Below are 16,948 nucleotides of genomic sequence, written 5' to 3'. Positions count from 1 at the left end.
GATGACGCTTGCATCGAATCCGGCATCCGTGCCCACCGCTCCGTACGACCTGCGAATCGACAGCGGAGGCGACGAGTTCATCGTCTCCGAAGCGACGCCCCGGCTGTCGTTCACCGTTCCCGTCCAGGCGGGGGAGTGGACCGGCTTCGAACTCGAGGCGACCGTCGACGATGAGCGTCGCGCGCGTGTCGCCCTCGAGCCCGACGCTCGTCTCTTCATCGAATGGCCCTGGCTCCCGCTGTCGAGCGGGCAGCGTGTTCGGTGGCGCGTGCGTGTGAAGACCGGCGACGCGTTCTCGGAGTGGTCAGACTGGGCGTCGTTCGAGAGCGGACTGTTCGATGCGGACTGGACCGCTGACTGGATCAGTCCCGTCGAACACGCCGATGCGGGGTACGGAGCCCGCGGCGCGCACACGCTCGCCCGTGAGTTCGCGGCCGCGAACATCGTGTCGGCGCGGCTCTACTCGACGGCCCTCGGGGTCTACGAGGCTTCCATCAACGGACGCCGAGTGGGCACCGCTGAGCTGTCGCCGGGGTCGACGTCGTATGATCGCACGCTGTACGCCCAGGCTGCCGACGTGACCACGTTTCTTGTCGATGGTTCGAACTCGCTCGAGATCGAGCTCTCCGACGGCTGGTACCGCGGGCAGGTGGGGGCGTTCCGTCTTCCGGCCGGGTGGGGCACGACCCTCGGGGCGCGGGCCGAACTGCACCTCGAGCGCTCTGACGGGTCGCGACAGGTGATCTGCACGGACGGCGACTGGACCAGCGCGCCGTCTGCGGTGATCCGCGCCGACCTGATGGACGGGCAGACGACGGACTTCCGCGCCGGCGGGGGAGTTGCAGAGCCCGTGATCGTCGGTGCTGTCAGCGGCCCGCCGATCTCCTGGTCGTCTGCACCTCCCATCCGCGTCGTCGAGACGCGCGACGTCGTGCGGGCGTCCCGTGTCCCAGACGACGTGTGGGTGCTCGACTTCGGGCAGAATGCCTCGGGCTGGCTGCGCGTGAGTGATCTCGGGCCCGCAGGCACACGCACGGTGATCGACTACGGAGAGCACATCGGACCGGATGGCGATCTCGACACGTCTCATCTCGATTCGACCAAGCCGGGCGAGCCGACGGTGGTCTTCCTCCAGCAGGATGAGGTCGTGTCCGCCGGTGGCGGCGAGATCTTCGAGCCTCGGCACACGGTCCACGGGTTCCAATATGCACGGGTGCGCCGGGAAGGTGCTCCCTTCGACCCGGCGACAGCGCAGATGCGGGTCGTGCAGTCGGATCTCCGTCGCACGGCATCCTTCGAGTCGAGCGACCCTGCGCTGAACCGGCTGCACGAGATCGCCGACTGGAGCTTCCGGGGCAATGCCGTGGACGTGCCGACGGACTGCCCGACCCGCGAGCGGCTGGCGTGGACGGGCGACTATCAGGTGTTCGCCCCGACGGCCGCACGCCTGTACGACGTGCTCGGGTTCACCCGCAAGTGGCTGCAGTCGGTGCGCGACGATCAGCTCGACGACGGTCGGATCGCGAACTTCTCTCCGGACGGGCGACGCATCAAGCTCAACCTCGACGACCAGTTCGCGATGATGACAGGTTCATCCGGTTGGGGCGATGCGATCACCTTCGTGCCCTGGGAGATGTACACCGCATACGGCGACACCCGAGTGCTCGAGGAGAACTGGGAGGCGATGGTCCGCTGGGTCGAGTGGGCTCTCGGCGCTGCGCGCACGACCAGGCACCACGCCCGCGTCGAGCGTTCGGCCGAGCCGCTGCCGCATGAGGAGTACCTGTGGGACGGCACGTTCCACTGGGGCGAGTGGACCGAGCCTGTTCCGAAAGCCGACGACGGCTCACGCCTCGACCCGATCAAGACCAACCCGATGGCCTGGTTCATGGCCGACAAGGGGGAAGTCGGCACGGCCTACCTTCATCGATCCACGCGAATCCTGGCGGATGCCGCCGCCGTGCTGGGTCGCTCGGATGATGCCGCACGCTATGCGGCGATCGCCGATCGCGTCCTCGACGCCTGGCGCACGGAGTTCCTCGCTGAAGGGAGCCGCACGGTGCAGGACACGCAGGCGGCCTACGTGCGCGCGCTGTCGTTCGGTCTCATTCCCGAGTCGCTGCGGACGGCCGCCGCAGACCGCCTCGTCGAGATCATCCGGGACGCCGGGACGCATCTCGGCACCGGCTTCCTCTCGACGGGTGACCTGCTGCCCGTGCTCGCCGACACCGGTCACGCGGACGTCGCCTACGAGCTGCTGTTCCAGCGCAGCGCTCCCTCCTGGTTGCACATGATCGACAAGGGCGCGACGACGGTCTGGGAGGACTGGGAGGGGATCGATGAAGAGGGCGCTGCCCACGAGTCGCTGAACCACTACAGCAAGGGTGCGGTGATCCGCTTCCTGCACACCCACACCCTCGGTCTCCGGCAGGATGCCGGGTCGATCGCGTGGGAGTCCTTCGTGATCGCTCCGGTTCTCGGCGGTGGGGTCGATTGGGCCAGGGGGCACCTCGACACCCCGCAGGGGCGCATCCGTGTCGAGTGGCGGGTCGAGGGTGGCGAGCTGCACCTCGACGCCGACATCCCTGCCGGTGTCAGCGCCACCGTGGTTTTTCCCGACGGCACGACTCGCACCGCACTGCCGGGTTCGTTCGCCGGTGTCGGGGGTCTCGAAGCTGTCGCTCGCTGACGGATGCGGTGCGCGCGCGGGTGGGTGGGTCGGCGGATCGACCAGCCGACCCGCGTGGCGTCGTCGTCCGCTGACGTGTCGGTGTCAGCGGTCGGTGGCGCCCGCTGCCTGCAGTTCGCGGTTGATCGCACGCAGGCCGACGGCGAGGGCCTCGAGCTCATCGACAGAGAGGCCGTCGAGGATGTCGGCGCCCATCTCGGGGCGCGCCGCCATGATCTTCCCGATGACGTCGCGGCCGAGTGACGTGGGAAGAAGGCGTCGGACGCGCTGATCAGCGATATCCGTGAGTCTTTCGACCAGCCCCTGGTCGACCAGACGCTCGACCAGCTTCGACATCGTGGCAAGAGACACCTCGAACATCGAGGCGAGGTCGCTCGTGCTGCTGCGGTCGGACACGACGATCGAGCTCAGCACCTTGAGCTGCTGGATCGTCAGCTGTGTGCTGAGAAGCGAGCCGACCATGCGGGGGAGCGAACGAACCGAGACGGCCAGTGTGAGCGCGTCAATGTTCTCCAGCGCTTCCGCACGTCTCCGGTCATCACTCACGTCTGTACCGTAACGCGCTCTTAGAGGATTCCCAGCCGAATTTACTTAGCTTCAGGCTAACCTTTATTTCGAGGAACCGATCCGGGGTCGTGTCGGGCTCAGGTTCACGCCGTCCCCAGTTCGCGTCGACCTGCGCCCGCACCCCGGCGACAGGAGGGCGGAACCATGAAGGACGACCGACAGACAACCCCGCAGCAGACCCACCGGCTGCAGGCCCTGCGAGAGAAGTACGCGCACGAGCGCGACCGGCGCATCCGTCCGGATGGCGCGACGCAGTATCGATCTGCGCTCGGCGACTACGGGTACTACGCGAAGGACCCGTACACGAGACGGGTCGAGCGGGAGCCCCTGCGCGATCGCGTGGAAGTGCTGGTGATCGGCGCGGGGTTCGGCGGACTGCTCACCGGCGCTGGGCTGCGCGATGAGGGAGTCGACTCAGTTCGCCTCATGGATGAGGCCGGAGACGTGGGCGGCACCTGGTACTGGAACCGCTATCCCGGCATCCACTGCGACATCGAATCGTACGTCTACATGCCGCTTCTCGAGGAGACCGGCTACATCCCGAGCACGCGCTACGCGCCGGGCGAGGAGATCCGTCAGCACGCCGTCCGCATCGCTGAGCACTACGACCTGTACCGCGACTTCGTCGGTCACACGCGGGCCACCGGGCTCACCTGGGACGAGGGCGCTGCGGAGTGGGTTGTCGAGACGGACCGCGGTGACGCCTTCCGTACCCGCTACGTGATCACGTCGTCCGGCACGTTGACGCAGCCCAAGCTCCCCGGCATTCCCGGCATCGAGCGCTTCTCCGGTCACACCTTCCACACCAGCCGCTGGGACTACGCCTACACCGGCGGATCGGCTGACGGCGATCTCACCGGGCTCGCCGACAAGCGCGTCGCGGTCGTGGGCACGGGGGCGACGGGACTGCAGGTGATCCCGCACCTCGCCGAGCATGCACGAGAGCTCCTCGTCTTCCAGCGCACCCCGTCGACGGTCGATGTGCGCGACAACCGACCGACGGATCCGGAATGGGCAGCGAGTCTCGCTCCCGGGTGGCAGCGGGAGCGGATGGACAACTTCCTCGGCGTCCTTGCGGGAGAAGCGGGTGAGTCGCTCGTGCAGGATGGGTGGACGGCGACACGTCAGCTCCAGCGGAGCATCCTCTCGGGAACCGTCGACGGCGGGGTGCCTGAAGAGGAGCGACTGCTTCAGGAGGAACTCGAAGACGCGACGACGATGGATCGCCTTCGCGCTCGGGTCGACGAGGTCGTCGAAAATCGGCAGACTGCGGCATCGCTCAAGCCCTGGTATCGATACATGTGCAAGCGACCCGGCTTCAGCGATGCCTATCTGCAGGCGTTCAACCGCCCGAACGTCACGCTCGTCGACACGGCAGACACGCACGGCATCACGGCTCTCACCGAGACCTCGATCGTCGTCGGCGATGAGGAGTACGACGTCGACTGCATCATCTTCGCGACCGGATTCGACGTCGGAGTCTCGGGAGTGGTCTCGGGAACACTGCCCGTCTCCGGGCGAGGAGGGCGCGCCCTCCTCGAAGCGTGGGCATACGGACCCCGCACGCTGCACGGCTTCACCACCCACGGGTTCCCCAATCTGTTCCAGCTCGGCCCGATGCAGAACGCGAACTCGGTCAACTTCGTGCACATCCTGCAGGAGCAGGCGCTGCACATCTCCGAGGTGATCGCCAGAGCCGCAAAGGTCGGCGCTCGCCGTATCGAGCCGACCGCCGAGGCTGAGGACGCCTGGTGCCGCACGGTCATCGAGACCTCGAGGGATGTCTCGGATTTCCAGGCCCAGTGCACGCCGGGCTACTACAACGGCGAGGGGTCACGATCGATCGGCGGACTGACGTACTCACCGGGGCCGGTCGCCTTCCATCGGCTCCTCCGAGAATGGAGGAGCGGCGACATGGCTGATCTGCTGGTCGTCTCCGATGCGGACGAACGCGTCCGTGAATCGGCCGAGATCGGAGTCTCGGCATGAGGGCGAAGTCGGCGGCGGCGGGAGTGGTGGTCGCGGTGACGGCTCTCCTCGCCGGATGCGCCCCCGCCTCGCCCGATGCGGCGCAGACGGATGCTCCGTCGGAGGGGCCCGCTGCGGAGCAGGTCTCGGAAGAGCTTCTCCAGGTGACGAAGCCGCACCAGCTCACCGGAGGGACGCTGCTGGAGGGGCCGACGTTCCACGAAGACGGATCGTTGTTCGTGGTCGACGTGATGGCACCGGCGGGGGAGGCGAAGGTGCTCCGCGTCGACGTCGACGAACGCACGGTGGACCAGGTCTTCACCGATGAGACGAGCGCGTTCACCTCGGCGCAGTTCCATCCGAGCGACGGACGTCTGTATCTGACCGACCTCCTCGGCGGTGGGGTGGCGAGCATCACGGCAGAGGGGGCGGACCCGCAGACCCACTTCGCCGGCGATGTCGACGGCGTCGCCATGCTTCCGGATGACATCGCCTTCCACCCCGACGGCACGATGTTCGTGACCGACACCCGTGGCATGGACGGGCCGGGGTGGCAGACGCTCGGCCGCGTGGTGAGGATCGACACGGACGGGCAGGCGAGCGTGCTGGCCTCGGATCTGCCCTCGCCGAATGGCATCGTCTTCGACGAGGAGGATGCCGGTCTGTGGGTCGCGCAGTACAACGCGAACCGGATCGACTACTTCGCCCTCGACGAGGAGCGCACGCGCGTCGTCTCCGCCTATCCGGCGATCCACGTGGACGGCGGCATCGGCCGGATCGACTCGACAGCGGTGGATGCGGAGGGCAATATCTACCAGGCGTTCCATGAGAAGGCGGAGATCGTCGTCTTCGCGAAGACCGGTGAGCAGATCGGCGTGATCCGCGTTCCCGGGGACGGGCTCGAGTCGGCGACGAACATCGCGATCGCGCCGGGGACCACCGACGGATACCTGGTGGTCAGCGGCCCCTCTGGGGGTTTCGTGCACACATTCGAGGCGTATGGAGAGGGCATCCGTCAGTCGAACGGCGGGTGAGACGCTCACTATCGCGGGGTGGACGGCTGATGATCTGCCCCTCCACCCCCCCCGGCGAGGTGTGCTTGAGGCGTCGCTTCGCTCGACTACGCTGAGTTGAAATTAGTAGTTGACTCAGAATTGGAGTATCGATGCCCAGCTTCCCCGCCGACTTCCTCTGGGGCGCCGCCAGCGCGCCGCACCAGGTGGAGGGCCACAACGTCAACAGCGACTTCTGGGCTCAGGAGGAGTACATGACGGGAGCCGATCGCAGTGGCGACGCTCTTGACAGCTACAACCGCTATCCCGAAGACATCGCTCTCGTCGCGGCCTCAGGTCTCGACACGTACCGGTTCGGCATCGAGTGGGCGCGCATCGAGCCTGCCCCCGGGCAGTTCTCGCGGGTGCAGCTCGCCCACTACCGACGCATGATCGACACGGCACTGGATGCCGGCGTGAGACCCTTCGTCACGCTGCATCACTTCACGTCTCCACGATGGTTCACCGAAGAGGGTGGGTGGCGCTCGCCGCAGGCGATCGACAGGTTCCGTGCCTACGTCGAGGTCGCGACGACGATCCTCGACGGTGTTGAGTGGGTGTGCACGATCAATGAGCCGAACATGCTCGCGATCATGGTCGGTGAGGCCGAGACCGTTCTGGATCCCGACTCCGACGTCGAGTGGCTGAGTCCGACGCTGGAGGCGGACACCCCGCGGCCGGTCAAGCCGGCGCCTTCGGAGGAAATCGGCCGACGCCTGATCGAGGCGCACCACGCGGCTCGCGAGGTCCTGCGAGAGCGCACCGAGGCGCGCGTCGGCTGGTCTGTCGCCAACCGCGCCTTCGAGACGCGCCCGGGAGCCGAGGAGGTGCGACGTCGTCTTGAGTACATCTGGGAGGACCTGTATCTCGAGGCCGCGACCGACGATGACTACATCGGCGTGCAGGCGTACTCGGCGCAGTGGGTGGGCCTCGACGGGATCGAGCCTCACCCCGTGCGACCTGACAACACACTGGTGCGCACGGCCTACCGGCCTGATGCGCTGGGAATCGCCGTTCGTCACACCGCTGAGGTGCTCTCGCACGTCCCGGTGGTCGTCACAGAGAACGGCATCGCCACAGCCGACGATGCACGGCGCATCGCGTACACGGAATCCGCCCTCGAATCGCTCGCGGAGGCGATGGCGGACGGCGTCGACGTGCGCGGCTATGTTCACTGGAGCCTCCTCGACAACTACGAATGGGGTCACTGGTCGCCCACGTTCGGCCTCGTGGCCGTCGATCGCGAGACCTTCGAGCGCCGGCCCAAGCCGAGCTTGGCGTGGCTGGGCGGATACGCAGCGCAGCAACGCGGCGACGAAGTCAGCACCCGCTCCTGAGCTGCCGTCGCGGTGCGGGGGCCTGCCCCCGAGGTCGCTGGATCAGTCGAGGGCGGTCGGCCCCAGCACCGCGCGGATGTGCCATTCGAGCAGTGCGCGGATGTCGAAGGCGGGGCCCTGCATCCACTGCAGCTGCAAGCCCTCCCAGGCAGCGAGGAGGATGTGCGCGGCGGATTCGGCATCCACCGACTCGGCGACCTTGCCTTCATGCTGCAGACGGCGGATGTCGGTTGCCACGACGCTCATCGATCGCGCCCACCGCTCCTGGAAGAAGGTGTTCGCCGGATGGGTCGGGTCTGCTGCTGCGCCGGCCAGCTCGTTGTACAGCCGTGCGTAGTTGGTGCGCTGAACACCGGCTGCGGCGCGAGATCCCATGTCGGCGATCGCGCCCGCTTCGGCGCCCCGTGCGCGGATGTTCTCCTCGTCGTGCTGTGCGAGCGCGGCGATGAAGAGGGCTTCCTTGGTCGGGAAGTGGTAGAACACCGTCGCTTCGCTGGTCTCGGCGACGTCTGCGATCTCCGACACCGAGACATTGCGGTGGCCGTACCGACCAACGAGATCGAGAGCGGCCCTGCTGAGTGCCTGGCGTCGCTGGTCCGACTTTGCATACGGACCTCTCTTCTGGGCCATCAGGGGTCCTTCCGATTGCTCTTGAGTGTGGCGCTCAGGCAATGTTATGCTCAATCCGCGAAAGTACCAGTTGACTCAAAATTGAGTCGGAGAATGGTGATGATGCCGTCGTCGAAGATCGACCGCCGCAGTCTCGTGCGTCGACACAACCCCGTGCTGACGGGGGCGCATCCGACTGGTGTGCTCACTGTCGGGAACGGCGACGTCGCGCTGACGGTCGACATCACGGGGTTGCAGACTCTTCCCGCTTTCCATGAACTCGTGCCTGATCCGCGCCGCGTCGCCGGAACAGGACTGGAGGGTCTTCCGGAGCAGCGCCCCCGGGTCTTCGACGCCGACGACTTCCAGATCCCCCTCCGCACCCAGTCATCGTGGGCCTGGTATCGCACGCGGACGACACGCGAGTTCGACCGCGAAGAGACCGTCACCCGGTACGACACCGCGAGAGGGTCGGTGCCCTACTTCGATAGGATGGGGCTACAGCGGGCCGGCGATGAGATCGCCGACGAGTTCGCCGCCGGTGCCTGGTTCCACTTCAACCCGCGTCGCGCTCACCTCGGGCGGCTGGCTCTCACGCCGCCGGAGGGCGGATCGCACGTAATCGAGACCGCCGCGGTGCAGAGCCCACGCACGGAGCTCGATCTGTGGACCGGGCGTGTGCGCGCCGAGTACCTGCTCGACGGCGAGACCGTCGCGGTCACGACGGTCGGGCACCCCTCGGATGCGACCTTCGCGGTGAAGGTGGAGTCGGGGCTGCTGGACCGTGGGTGGGGCGTCTCGTGGATCTTCGACCCCCAGCCTGACGATCTGGCCCCCTTCGAACTGCCGCTGCGTGAGTCCACGACCTGGGTCCGCCGGGGGGCCGATGCCGCGACGGCGCGTCGCCGCATCGAAGAGACGACCTATCACGTCGAGGTGTCGACGAACGGTGACCTCGACGCGCGCGGGGATGTCGCCGTCGCCACCTCGGCGAGCCGCGCGCTCGAGGTCGTCGTCGTTCTTCATCTCGACGCGCCCGCACCGGTGCCGACCGACAGGACGTTCGCTGAAGTCATCGACGCGGCAGCGGTCTGGTGGGAGGAGTACTGGCAGAGTGGCATCGCCGTGACCTTCGAGGGCAGCGACGACGAGCGGGCCGACGAGCTCGAGCGTCGTGTGGTGCTGTCGCAGTACCTCACCGCTGTGAATGGTGCGGGGTCGACCCCGCCTGCGGAGACCGGGCTGACGTATAACACCTGGACGGGCAAGTTCCACCTGGAGATGCACTGGTGGCATGCTGCCCACTTCGCCCTCTGGGGCCGGGGGCATCTGCTCGAACGCAGTCTCGGGTGGTACCACGACGCTCTCGAGGCGGCGTGTGCGACCGCGGCCTGGCAGGGATACCGCGGCGCCCGCTGGCCGAAGCAGACCGACCCTACCGCCCAGGAGTCACCGAGCAACATCGGAGTCTTCCTCGTGTGGCAGCAGCCGCACATCATCCATCTGCTCGAGCTTCTGCGGCAGGAGGGCAAGGGTGACGACTTCCTGGGCGCGCACTACGCCCTGGTGGAGGCGACCGCCGATTTCATGGTCGACTTCGTGGAGGAGCGTGACGGTGTCTTCGTCCTTCCCTCGCCCCTCATCCCCGCGCAGGAGAGCTACCTCGCCGACCGGCGGACGAACGCCGACCCGACGTTCGAGCTCGCGTATTGGTCGTGGGCGCTCGACATCGCCAACACCTGGCGGGTGAGGCTCGGGCTCGGCATCCGGGACGACTGGGAGCGCGTGGCGCGCAACATGTCGCCGCCGGCACGTCTCGATGACAACACCTACGCCGCGCTGGCGACTCCGCCGCACCTGATCCGCAAGGATCATCCGTCGATGCTCATGGCCCTCGGATGGCTCCCTCCCACAGATGTCGTCGATCCAGAGGTCATGCGTTCCACGCTCGACGCCGTGTGGGCTCGTTGGGACCTCCAGTCCAGCTGGGGCTGGGACTATCCCGTCATGGCCATGACCGCGGCCCGACTGGGCGACCTGGGATCCGCGCTGGAAGCGCTTCTCCTGCCGTCTCCGAAGAACGAGTTCCTCGCGAACGGGCACAACCCGCAGATCCCGGGCTTCCTGTCGCTCTACCTTCCGGCCAATGGTGGCCTGCTCGCAGCGGTCGCGCACATCGTGGCGGCGATCGAGGCCGGCACGCCCCTGCCGCAAGAGTGGCGAGTGACCTACGAGGGTGGATCGCCCTTCGTGCCCCTGACCGACCGGACGGCTTCGACCGTCGGGTGATTCCCGCAACCATGACACGAGAGGATTGACGCCCGTTCGGCAACCGGTTGACACTCTTCTTCAGAGCGTCGCCCGAAGCCCGCAGCATTACAGCAACCGATATCGAACCGCCCGACGGTTCGCCGTTCGAAGGATTTTCAATGATGAGGACCATGCGTTACACCCAGACCTCCCGCAGTGCCCGCCGCCTCGCATTCGCCGCCGGTGGACTCGCCGCCACGATGGCGATCACGCTCTCGGGATGCTCTTCGCCCGAACCCGCAGAGCCGACGGAGAGTGCTGGCGACGTCGAGCTGACGTTCATGAATCAGTCGCGCGGCCAGGAGGCCGCGCTCACGCAGCTCGCCGAACAGTATGCCGAAGAGACCGGCGTCACGGTCACCATCGACTCGCCAGGACCCGCGGACTACCTGCCGAAGCTGCAGGCGCGCGCTCAGTCGAACTCGATGCCCGACATCTACTCGTCGTTCCAAGCGACCGACATGGCCCCGTTCTACAAGGCCGGCTGGGCCATGGACCTCACGACGGAGCTCGAGGGGGACTGGAGCGACGATTTCAGCCCGGCGATCATCGAGATGTCGACCTTCGAAGAAGGCAACAACCTCGACGTTCCCGCTGGGATCTACACCGTGCACTGGGAGACGCAGACTTATGGACTCCTCGTGAACCCGGCGCTCACGGGTATGACGCTCGAGGACGCCCCCGTCACGACGGACGAGTTCATCGAAGGACTCTCCTCTGCCGAAGATGGCGGTGGCACCTTCTCGGTCGCCGCATCGTTGACGCCGCAGCTCTTGCAGGCGATCGTCTCGAACTGGCTGACCGACGATGAGATCGCCGCGACGTTCAACGGCGAGGAGAGCTGGGAGCAGGACGCCTGGCACGATGCGTTCCAGGTGCTCGTCGACATGAAAGACGCGGGCGTGATCGCGAACGACGCACTTGTCGGCGGGCAGGACGACAACCCCAACGTAGAGTCCTCGTTCTTCACCCAGGCGATGGGCTCGATCTTCGATGCGTCGCCCGGTGTCTCGGTGGGGCTTCGCACGAACCCCGAGTTCGAGGACTACTTCTCGGTGGGCATTCCGCTCGTCGACGGTGGCACGGAAGACCCGCGTTCTCCCGGCGTCCCCGGAAAGGGAGCGGTCATCAACCCGAAAGGAGAGCACTCCGAGGAGGCTCTCGCCTTCGTGAAGTGGCTGACCGAGCCGGATCAGCAGGCGGTCTTCGCCGAGGTCGGTCGCATCCTGCCGACGAACCCCGAGCTGCTCTCCAGCGGTGACGTGCCGACGCAGCTCGCAGGCTTCGCGTCAGGAGTCGAGACCGTCCAGGTCATGTCCGCGACGTTCGCGACCGACGTCCGCACCGCCATCGTCGCCGAGGCTCAGCGTGTCGTGCTGGGCGAGGCGACCATCGACGAGGCCCTGGCCAACATCCAGGCCGCTCAAGACCGAGTGTCATGACGTCGTCATCCCTCGAGCTTGCTGCGCGGCGCCCCACCAGGGCGCCGCGCAGGAAGCGCTCGCTCCGAGCCAACCTGCTGGGCTGGTTCTTCCTCGCGCCCGCCATCGCGCTCATCGGCGTCTTCACTATCGTGCCGTTCGGGCAGGCGATCCTCCTCAGCTTTCAGTCGTGGGACGGTGTGAGTCCGGACACCGCCTGGGTGGGGTTCGCGAACTACGAGTTCATCGCGAGCGATCCGGTGTTCTGGGCGTCGATGAGGAACGTACTGTTCTTCGGAGTGGTCGGCTTCTTCGTGGGCAACGGCGTCGCATTGGGCATGGCGCTCGCCGTGAACCGCATCACCCGCGGCAAGACCTTCTTCCGCACCGTGTTCTATCTGCCGGGCGTGCTCTCGGTCGTCGTCGTCGGCCTGCTGTTCTCGTTCATCCTCGCCCCGGGTTCGGGTGTCCTCAATCGTGTGCTCGAGATGATCGGGCTCGGCGCTCTGCAGCAGAACTGGCTCGGCGACCCGTCCGTCGCCCTCCCCGCCGTGGCCGCCGTGTTCGTCTGGTTCCACTGGGGGTTCGGCTTCCTGCTCTTTCTCGCAGGGCTGCAGGACGTGCCCAGAGAGCTGTACGAGGCCGCCGAGCTCGACGGCGCCCGCCCGTGGGCGCAGTTCCGCTACATCACCTGGCCGCACCTCGCGCCGGTGACCTCGATCGTGAGCCTGCTCACCCTGCTCGCAGCGCTGCAGATCTTCGGCACGGTCCAGGTGCTCACGAACGGCGGGCCGGGCTACCACACGATGGTCCCGACGCTGGCGATCTTCAACGAGGCGTTCGTCAACTGGCGTTACGGCAGCGCTGCGGCGATGTCCGTCGTCTTCGGCGGCGCACTGGTGCTGCTCTCCCTGCTGCAACTCGCCATCACCGGGCGGAGGTCCCGCGCATGACTCTCATCACTCAGCCGCCGGTGAAGAAGCCGTCGTCGCCTGCGAAACGCCCCGTCCAGACCCGGCCCCGTCGACGATTCCGCGCTGATCGGGTGGGGCTCTACGGCCTCCTCGTCATCGCCGCACTCACCGCGCTGCTGCCGCTACTGTGGATGCTCTCGGGCTCTCTGCAGAGCCTGACCGAACTGCTGTCGAACGACACGTTCCTGCCGTCGGAACCGCAGTGGCAGAACTACGTCACGGCCTGGGTGCAGGGCGACCTCGGCACCTATCTCCGAAACAGCGTGATCTACACCGGGTGTGCTGTCGCCGGCATCCTCATCGTCTCGAGCCTGGCCGGGTACGCCCTTGCGCGTCTGGACTTCGCCGGGAAGGGCGTGTTCACCGTCATCATCCTGGCCGTCATGATCATCCCTGCTCCCGCGATGTTCCTCGCGCAGTACAAGCTGCTCATCTCGCTCGGATTGACCAACAACCCGGTCGGCTACATCCTGATCCTGATCACGTCCGGCATCCCGATGTCGACGCTCATCATGCGCAGCTTCTTCGTCAGCCAGCCGCGCGATCTCGAGGAGGCCGCGGCGCTCGACGGCGCCGGTCCGCTGCGCATCTTCTGGAGCGTGATCCTGCCGCTCGCGAGGCCGGGCCTCGCCGCAGTGGCGGTCATCCAGGGACTCGGCGCCTGGAACGAGTACCTGATGGCGCTGGTTCTCTTCGACGACAACGCGCTGATGCCCATTCAGCGAGGGCTCACGGCGTTCACCTCTGCAGAGACGCCCCAGCAGCAGATCCTGCTCGCGGCGACGACCATCTCGATCGTTCCGGTCGTGATCTTCTATCTGATGGCCCAGCGGCACATCGTGAAGGGAATCGGCGCCGGAGCGATCAAATAGCGCCGTGCATGGTCGGCGAGACGGCGAAAGAGAGACCCCGCACTGCATGGCAGTGCGGGGTCTCGCCGTGAGGGATGCGGGTCAGATGCCTGCTCCGGCGCGGAACCGGTCGACGCCGACCTGGCCCTCGACCACGGCCGCGGTCAGCTCCTCGACGCTGGTGTCCTCGCGCCGCACGTCAAGGATCTTCTTGCCGTGGTTCATGACGATGTGCCGATCGCACACCTTGAAGGCGTGGTGCAGGTTGTGGGTGACGAGAACCGAGCTGACGCCCTCCGTCTTCAGCTGCCGCAGGTAGTCCAGCAGTGCTTCTGTCGCGCGCACGGCGAGCGCCGATGTGGGCTCATCGAGGATGAGCAGGCTTCTCTTGAAGTGCACGGCGCGTGCGATCGCCACCGCCTGGGCCTGACCGCCGGAGAGCGACGACACGAGCTGCTTCGAGCTCTTGATCCCCTCGATCGTGACAACCGTGTCGAGGATGTTCGTCGCGATCGCATCCATCTGCTTCAGCTTCATGAAGCCGAGCGGGTTGGTGATCTCCCGTCCCATGAAGATGTTGCGGGTGATGGACATCTGATCGACCAGCGCTGAGTCCTGGAAGATGGTCTCGACGCCCAGCGACTCCGTGGTCGGCCGATTGACGGTCGGCACCGCGGCGCCGTCCCAGTAGTACGCCCCTGATGTCATCGGAACGACACCGGACATGATCTTCACGAGCGTCGACTTGCCGGCACCGTTGTCGCCGAGCAGGCCGACGACCTCGCCGTGGCCGATGTCGAAGGAGACATCCTTCAGCACGGTGTTCGCTCCGTACTTCTTGGTCACGCCTTCGAGGCGGAGCAGGTAGTCGGAGGTCATGAGGCCTTTCCTTCCATGAGCTTGTTGAACACGGCGGCGATGACGATGATGAGGCCCACGAAGAGCTGGATGTAGAAACCGGGAGCCTTGGCCAGGATCAGTCCGTTCTCGATGAGTCGGATCAGCGCCGCTCCGATGATCATGCCGATCACGGATCCGCGGCCGCCGTTGAGGGAGGTCCCACCCACGACCGCCGCGGCGATCGCCATGAGCGTGTAGTCGTCGGTGCTGCCCGGCTGCATCGAGCCGGTCCTGACCGAGATCAGGATCGCGGCGAAGCCCACGAGCAGACCGAAGACGCCGAAGGCCAGCAGCCGCACCGAGTTCGGCTTGATCGAGATCGCCTTGGCCGCCGAGGCGTTGCCGCCGACCGCGAAGATGTGATTGCCGAGCTTGTGACGGTGCAGGAACGCCCACGCCGCGAGTCCGATGAGGAGCAGCCAGACCAGCTGCGATCGGAAGAAGCCGAAGTCGCCGGCGAACACCGTGACGAGGGTGTCGTCCTTGCCGTCCACGAGGATGGCGGGTGAGGTGCCGTTGACGAAGATGCTGGCGCCCACCCAGAAGAAGCCCATGCCGAGCGTCGCGATGAACGACGGGATGCGGGTCAGGACGACGATCAGCCCGTTGATCAGTGCGATAGACGTGGACGTCGAAAGCCCCGCGACGATGCCCCAGCCCCAGCCGATGCTCTCCGACACGTTGATGAACACGATCGCGGTGAATCCGACGTTCGCCCCGAGCGACAGGTCGAACTCGCCGGCGACCATCAGGATGCCCGCGCCGAGGCCGAGAAGGGCGAGGACCGGGATGCTCTGCGAGATCACTCCGGAGAGGTTGCTGGCGGAGAGGAAGGGGAATGCCGCGGGGGCGACCGATCCGGCGATGACGAAGGCGACGAGGACGAGGGCGACGATCACGCCGATCTCGAGGGCTCCGCGCCCCCGACTGTATCTGACGCTCTCGCGCAGGTTGTCGCCGAACGTCCGAGGCGTGTTGTCGCGGAGCAGCCGCCCGGTGATCACGGCCTCGGTGGGTGCGGGTGCTGTGAGCACATGCTCCGCGGGTCTTTCAGGGGAGTGAGTCATCTCACGCCTTTCAGGGGAGGAGGGAGGATGCGGGGGCCGCGTCACGGCGGCCCCCGCGGAGTGAGTGGGTCAGAACCGGACGCCCTCGAGCGCGTCGTCCTCGAGCAGGTCGACGTTCGTGCTGTCGATCAGCCCTCGCCCGCCCGAGTTGATGTTGGCGGGGGACAGGCCGAAGTCGATGTACAGGATCCCCTGCGTCACGGACTGGAATCCCTGCACGTAGCCCTGCTGGTCGGCGGTTGCGATGATGTCGCCGCTCTTGATGCCGGCGACGACCTGCGGTGACGTGTCGAAGCCGACCACGGGCACCTTCACACCGGCGGCCTCCATGGCGGCGACGATGTTGCGGTGCGGCGTTCCGCCCAGCGGGGCGATGGCGGCGACATCGGGGTTGGCGGTGAGCCAGGCTGTCAGGGAGTTCAGTGCTTCCTCGTCGTTGCCGGAGGTGCGCAGGAACTCGCCCTCGGCGCCCACCTCGTCGAGCGAGGACTGCACGCCGCCGCCGCGATTGATGGCATAGGCCTGCTCCGGCTCTTCGGCAGGGAGCAGGACCTTGTCGCCGCTGCCGAGCCCAGCCTCTTCGACGAGTCGTGCTCCGACGATCTCGCCGACCTCGAAGAAGTCCTGACCCACGAAGCCCGAGACGCAGTCTGCCGCGGTGTCCGGTGCGGGGACGTTGTAGGCGACCACGGTGATGCCGGCCTCGGCGGCGTCGCAGGCCACGCCGACCCACTTCTCTCCCTCGTTGAAGGGCATGAAGATGAGCGCGGGGTCGGTGGCGATCGCCGTCTGCACGAGATCGACCATCTTGTCGGGGTCGCCTTCAGCGGTCTGATGCGTCAGGGTCAGGCTCCCGAGTTCGGCGGCGTCCTCGCCGCCCTGCAGGATCTGCGCCCAGAACGGGTCGCCGGCCGGGTTGTAGTAGGTGAAGAAGTACGCATTCCGGTTCTCGGCGAGCGAGCCGTAGCCGCTCTCGGGACCGCTCTGGGCATTCGCGGAGTCGTCGGAAGCGGCGGCCGTGCAACCTGCCAGAGCGAGGGCGGAAACGGCTATGGCGACGAGGGCGACCCCCGTGCGGGAGCTGTGTGTGAGTTTCACGACGTCGTGATCCTTTCTTGCGCCGGCGGGTTCCGGCTACCGTCATTGGTGCGCCGAGAGTATCCACCTCCTGCCAAGAAGTCAATAGAATGTCTTTACATTTGA

At 66.7% G+C, this 16,948-nt stretch carries 13 protein-coding genes; 8 read left to right on the top strand and 5 right to left on the bottom strand.

Translation table 11 applies throughout. The features are described 5' to 3' along the window. Nucleotide 1: 1 nt before the first annotated feature. The gene (locus tag D7252_RS17935) at nucleotides 2–2,689 is read left to right on the top strand and encodes an alpha-L-rhamnosidase (RefSeq protein WP_215111003.1); all 2,688 of its coding nucleotides are present in this window, start codon (nucleotides 2–4) and stop codon (nucleotides 2,687–2,689) included. Nucleotides 2,690–2,773: 84 nt separating this feature from the next. Here the strand turns inward: D7252_RS17935 and D7252_RS17930 are convergent, their stop codons facing one another. Further along, the gene (locus D7252_RS17930; protein ID WP_120776625.1) at nucleotides 2,774–3,235 is read right to left on the bottom strand and encodes a MarR family winged helix-turn-helix transcriptional regulator; all 462 of its coding nucleotides are present in this window, start codon (nucleotides 3,233–3,235) and stop codon (nucleotides 2,774–2,776) included. 165 nt (nucleotides 3,236–3,400) lie between these two features. Between D7252_RS17930 and D7252_RS17925 the strand changes: the two genes are divergently transcribed. The 3 genes from D7252_RS17925 to D7252_RS17915 all read left to right on the top strand — a co-directional run bounded on the left by D7252_RS17925 (nucleotide 3,401) and on the right by D7252_RS17915 (nucleotide 7,613). Then, on the top strand, nucleotides 3,401–5,245 hold the full coding sequence (locus tag D7252_RS17925; RefSeq protein ID WP_120776624.1) for an NAD(P)/FAD-dependent oxidoreductase: 1,845 nt from the start codon (nucleotides 3,401–3,403) through the stop codon (nucleotides 5,243–5,245). Beyond that, on the top strand, nucleotides 5,242–6,258 hold the full coding sequence (locus D7252_RS17920; RefSeq protein ID WP_120776623.1) for an SMP-30/gluconolactonase/LRE family protein: 1,017 nt from the start codon (nucleotides 5,242–5,244) through the stop codon (nucleotides 6,256–6,258). Before D7252_RS17925 ends, D7252_RS17920 begins: the two co-directional genes overlap by 4 nt. A gap of 131 nt (nucleotides 6,259–6,389) precedes the next feature. Then, a complete protein-coding gene (locus D7252_RS17915) occupies nucleotides 6,390–7,613 on the top strand; it encodes a family 1 glycosylhydrolase (protein ID WP_120776622.1) in 1,224 nt (407 codons plus the stop codon). A 42-nt stretch (nucleotides 7,614–7,655) separates the two neighbouring features. On the opposite strand, the gene D7252_RS17910 is transcribed toward D7252_RS17915, so the two are convergent. Further along, nucleotides 7,656–8,243, bottom strand: coding sequence for a TetR/AcrR family transcriptional regulator (locus D7252_RS17910; RefSeq protein WP_120776621.1), 588 nt, complete (start codon nucleotides 8,241–8,243; stop codon nucleotides 7,656–7,658). Nucleotides 8,244–8,336: 93 nt separating this feature from the next. On the opposite strand from D7252_RS17910, the gene D7252_RS17905 reads away from it, so the two are divergent. The 4 genes from D7252_RS17905 to D7252_RS17890 all read left to right on the top strand — a co-directional run bounded on the left by D7252_RS17905 (nucleotide 8,337) and on the right by D7252_RS17890 (nucleotide 13,799). Continuing rightward, the gene (locus D7252_RS17905) at nucleotides 8,337–10,511 is read left to right on the top strand and encodes a hypothetical protein (protein WP_120776620.1); all 2,175 of its coding nucleotides are present in this window, start codon (nucleotides 8,337–8,339) and stop codon (nucleotides 10,509–10,511) included. Between the two features lie 140 nt (nucleotides 10,512–10,651). Continuing rightward, nucleotides 10,652–11,974: an ABC transporter substrate-binding protein gene (locus tag D7252_RS17900; RefSeq protein ID WP_120776619.1), complete on the top strand. Its 1,323-nt coding sequence runs from the start codon at nucleotides 10,652–10,654 to the stop codon at nucleotides 11,972–11,974. After that, nucleotides 11,971–12,906, top strand: coding sequence for a carbohydrate ABC transporter permease (locus D7252_RS17895; protein ID WP_120776618.1), 936 nt, complete (start codon nucleotides 11,971–11,973; stop codon nucleotides 12,904–12,906). The genes D7252_RS17900 and D7252_RS17895 overlap by 4 nt, the downstream gene beginning before the upstream one ends. After that, complete coding sequence (locus tag D7252_RS17890) at nucleotides 12,903–13,799, top strand: carbohydrate ABC transporter permease (RefSeq protein WP_120776617.1); 897 nt, start codon at nucleotides 12,903–12,905, stop codon at nucleotides 13,797–13,799. Before D7252_RS17895 ends, D7252_RS17890 begins: the two co-directional genes overlap by 4 nt. Before the next feature lie 81 nt (nucleotides 13,800–13,880). Here the strand turns inward: D7252_RS17890 and D7252_RS17885 are convergent, their stop codons facing one another. The 3 genes from D7252_RS17885 to D7252_RS17875 all read right to left on the bottom strand — a co-directional run bounded on the left by D7252_RS17885 (nucleotide 13,881) and on the right by D7252_RS17875 (nucleotide 16,843). Next, nucleotides 13,881–14,657, bottom strand: a complete 777-nt coding sequence (locus D7252_RS17885) for an ATP-binding cassette domain-containing protein (protein WP_120776616.1) — start codon at nucleotides 14,655–14,657, stop codon at nucleotides 13,881–13,883. Next, nucleotides 14,654–15,745 (bottom strand): ABC transporter permease, encoded by a 1,092-nt coding sequence (locus tag D7252_RS17880; protein WP_120776615.1) that lies wholly within the window; start codon nucleotides 15,743–15,745, stop codon nucleotides 14,654–14,656. The genes D7252_RS17885 and D7252_RS17880 overlap by 4 nt, the downstream gene beginning before the upstream one ends. Before the next feature lie 69 nt (nucleotides 15,746–15,814). After that, complete coding sequence (locus D7252_RS17875; RefSeq protein ID WP_120776614.1) at nucleotides 15,815–16,843, bottom strand: substrate-binding domain-containing protein; 1,029 nt, start codon at nucleotides 16,841–16,843, stop codon at nucleotides 15,815–15,817. Nucleotides 16,844–16,948 lie beyond the last annotated feature (105 nt).

This window comes from Microbacterium sp. CGR2 (genome assembly GCF_003626735.1).
Lineage (GTDB): Bacteria > Actinomycetota > Actinomycetes > Actinomycetales > Microbacteriaceae > Microbacterium.
This window is presented reverse-complemented; position numbering and strand designations above follow the sequence as displayed.

Coding starts and splice junctions, on each gene's coding strand:
- D7252_RS17935 (WP_215111003.1), top strand. CDS start 2: ATGACGCTTGCATCGAATCCGGCATCCGTGCCCACCGCTCCGTACGAC.
- D7252_RS17925 (WP_120776624.1), top strand. CDS start 3,401: ATGAAGGACGACCGACAGACAACCCCGCAGCAGACCCACCGGCTGCAG.
- D7252_RS17920 (WP_120776623.1), top strand. CDS start 5,242: ATGAGGGCGAAGTCGGCGGCGGCGGGAGTGGTGGTCGCGGTGACGGCT.
- D7252_RS17915 (WP_120776622.1), top strand. CDS start 6,390: ATGCCCAGCTTCCCCGCCGACTTCCTCTGGGGCGCCGCCAGCGCGCCG.
- D7252_RS17910 (WP_120776621.1), bottom strand. CDS start 8,243: ATGGCCCAGAAGAGAGGTCCGTATGCAAAGTCGGACCAGCGACGCCAG.
- D7252_RS17905 (WP_120776620.1), top strand. CDS start 8,337: ATGGTGATGATGCCGTCGTCGAAGATCGACCGCCGCAGTCTCGTGCGT.
- D7252_RS17900 (WP_120776619.1), top strand. CDS start 10,652: ATGATGAGGACCATGCGTTACACCCAGACCTCCCGCAGTGCCCGCCGC.
- D7252_RS17895 (WP_120776618.1), top strand. CDS start 11,971: ATGACGTCGTCATCCCTCGAGCTTGCTGCGCGGCGCCCCACCAGGGCG.
- D7252_RS17890 (WP_120776617.1), top strand. CDS start 12,903: ATGACTCTCATCACTCAGCCGCCGGTGAAGAAGCCGTCGTCGCCTGCG.
- D7252_RS17885 (WP_120776616.1), bottom strand. CDS start 14,657: ATGACCTCCGACTACCTGCTCCGCCTCGAAGGCGTGACCAAGAAGTAC.
- D7252_RS17880 (WP_120776615.1), bottom strand. CDS start 15,745: ATGACTCACTCCCCTGAAAGACCCGCGGAGCATGTGCTCACAGCACCC.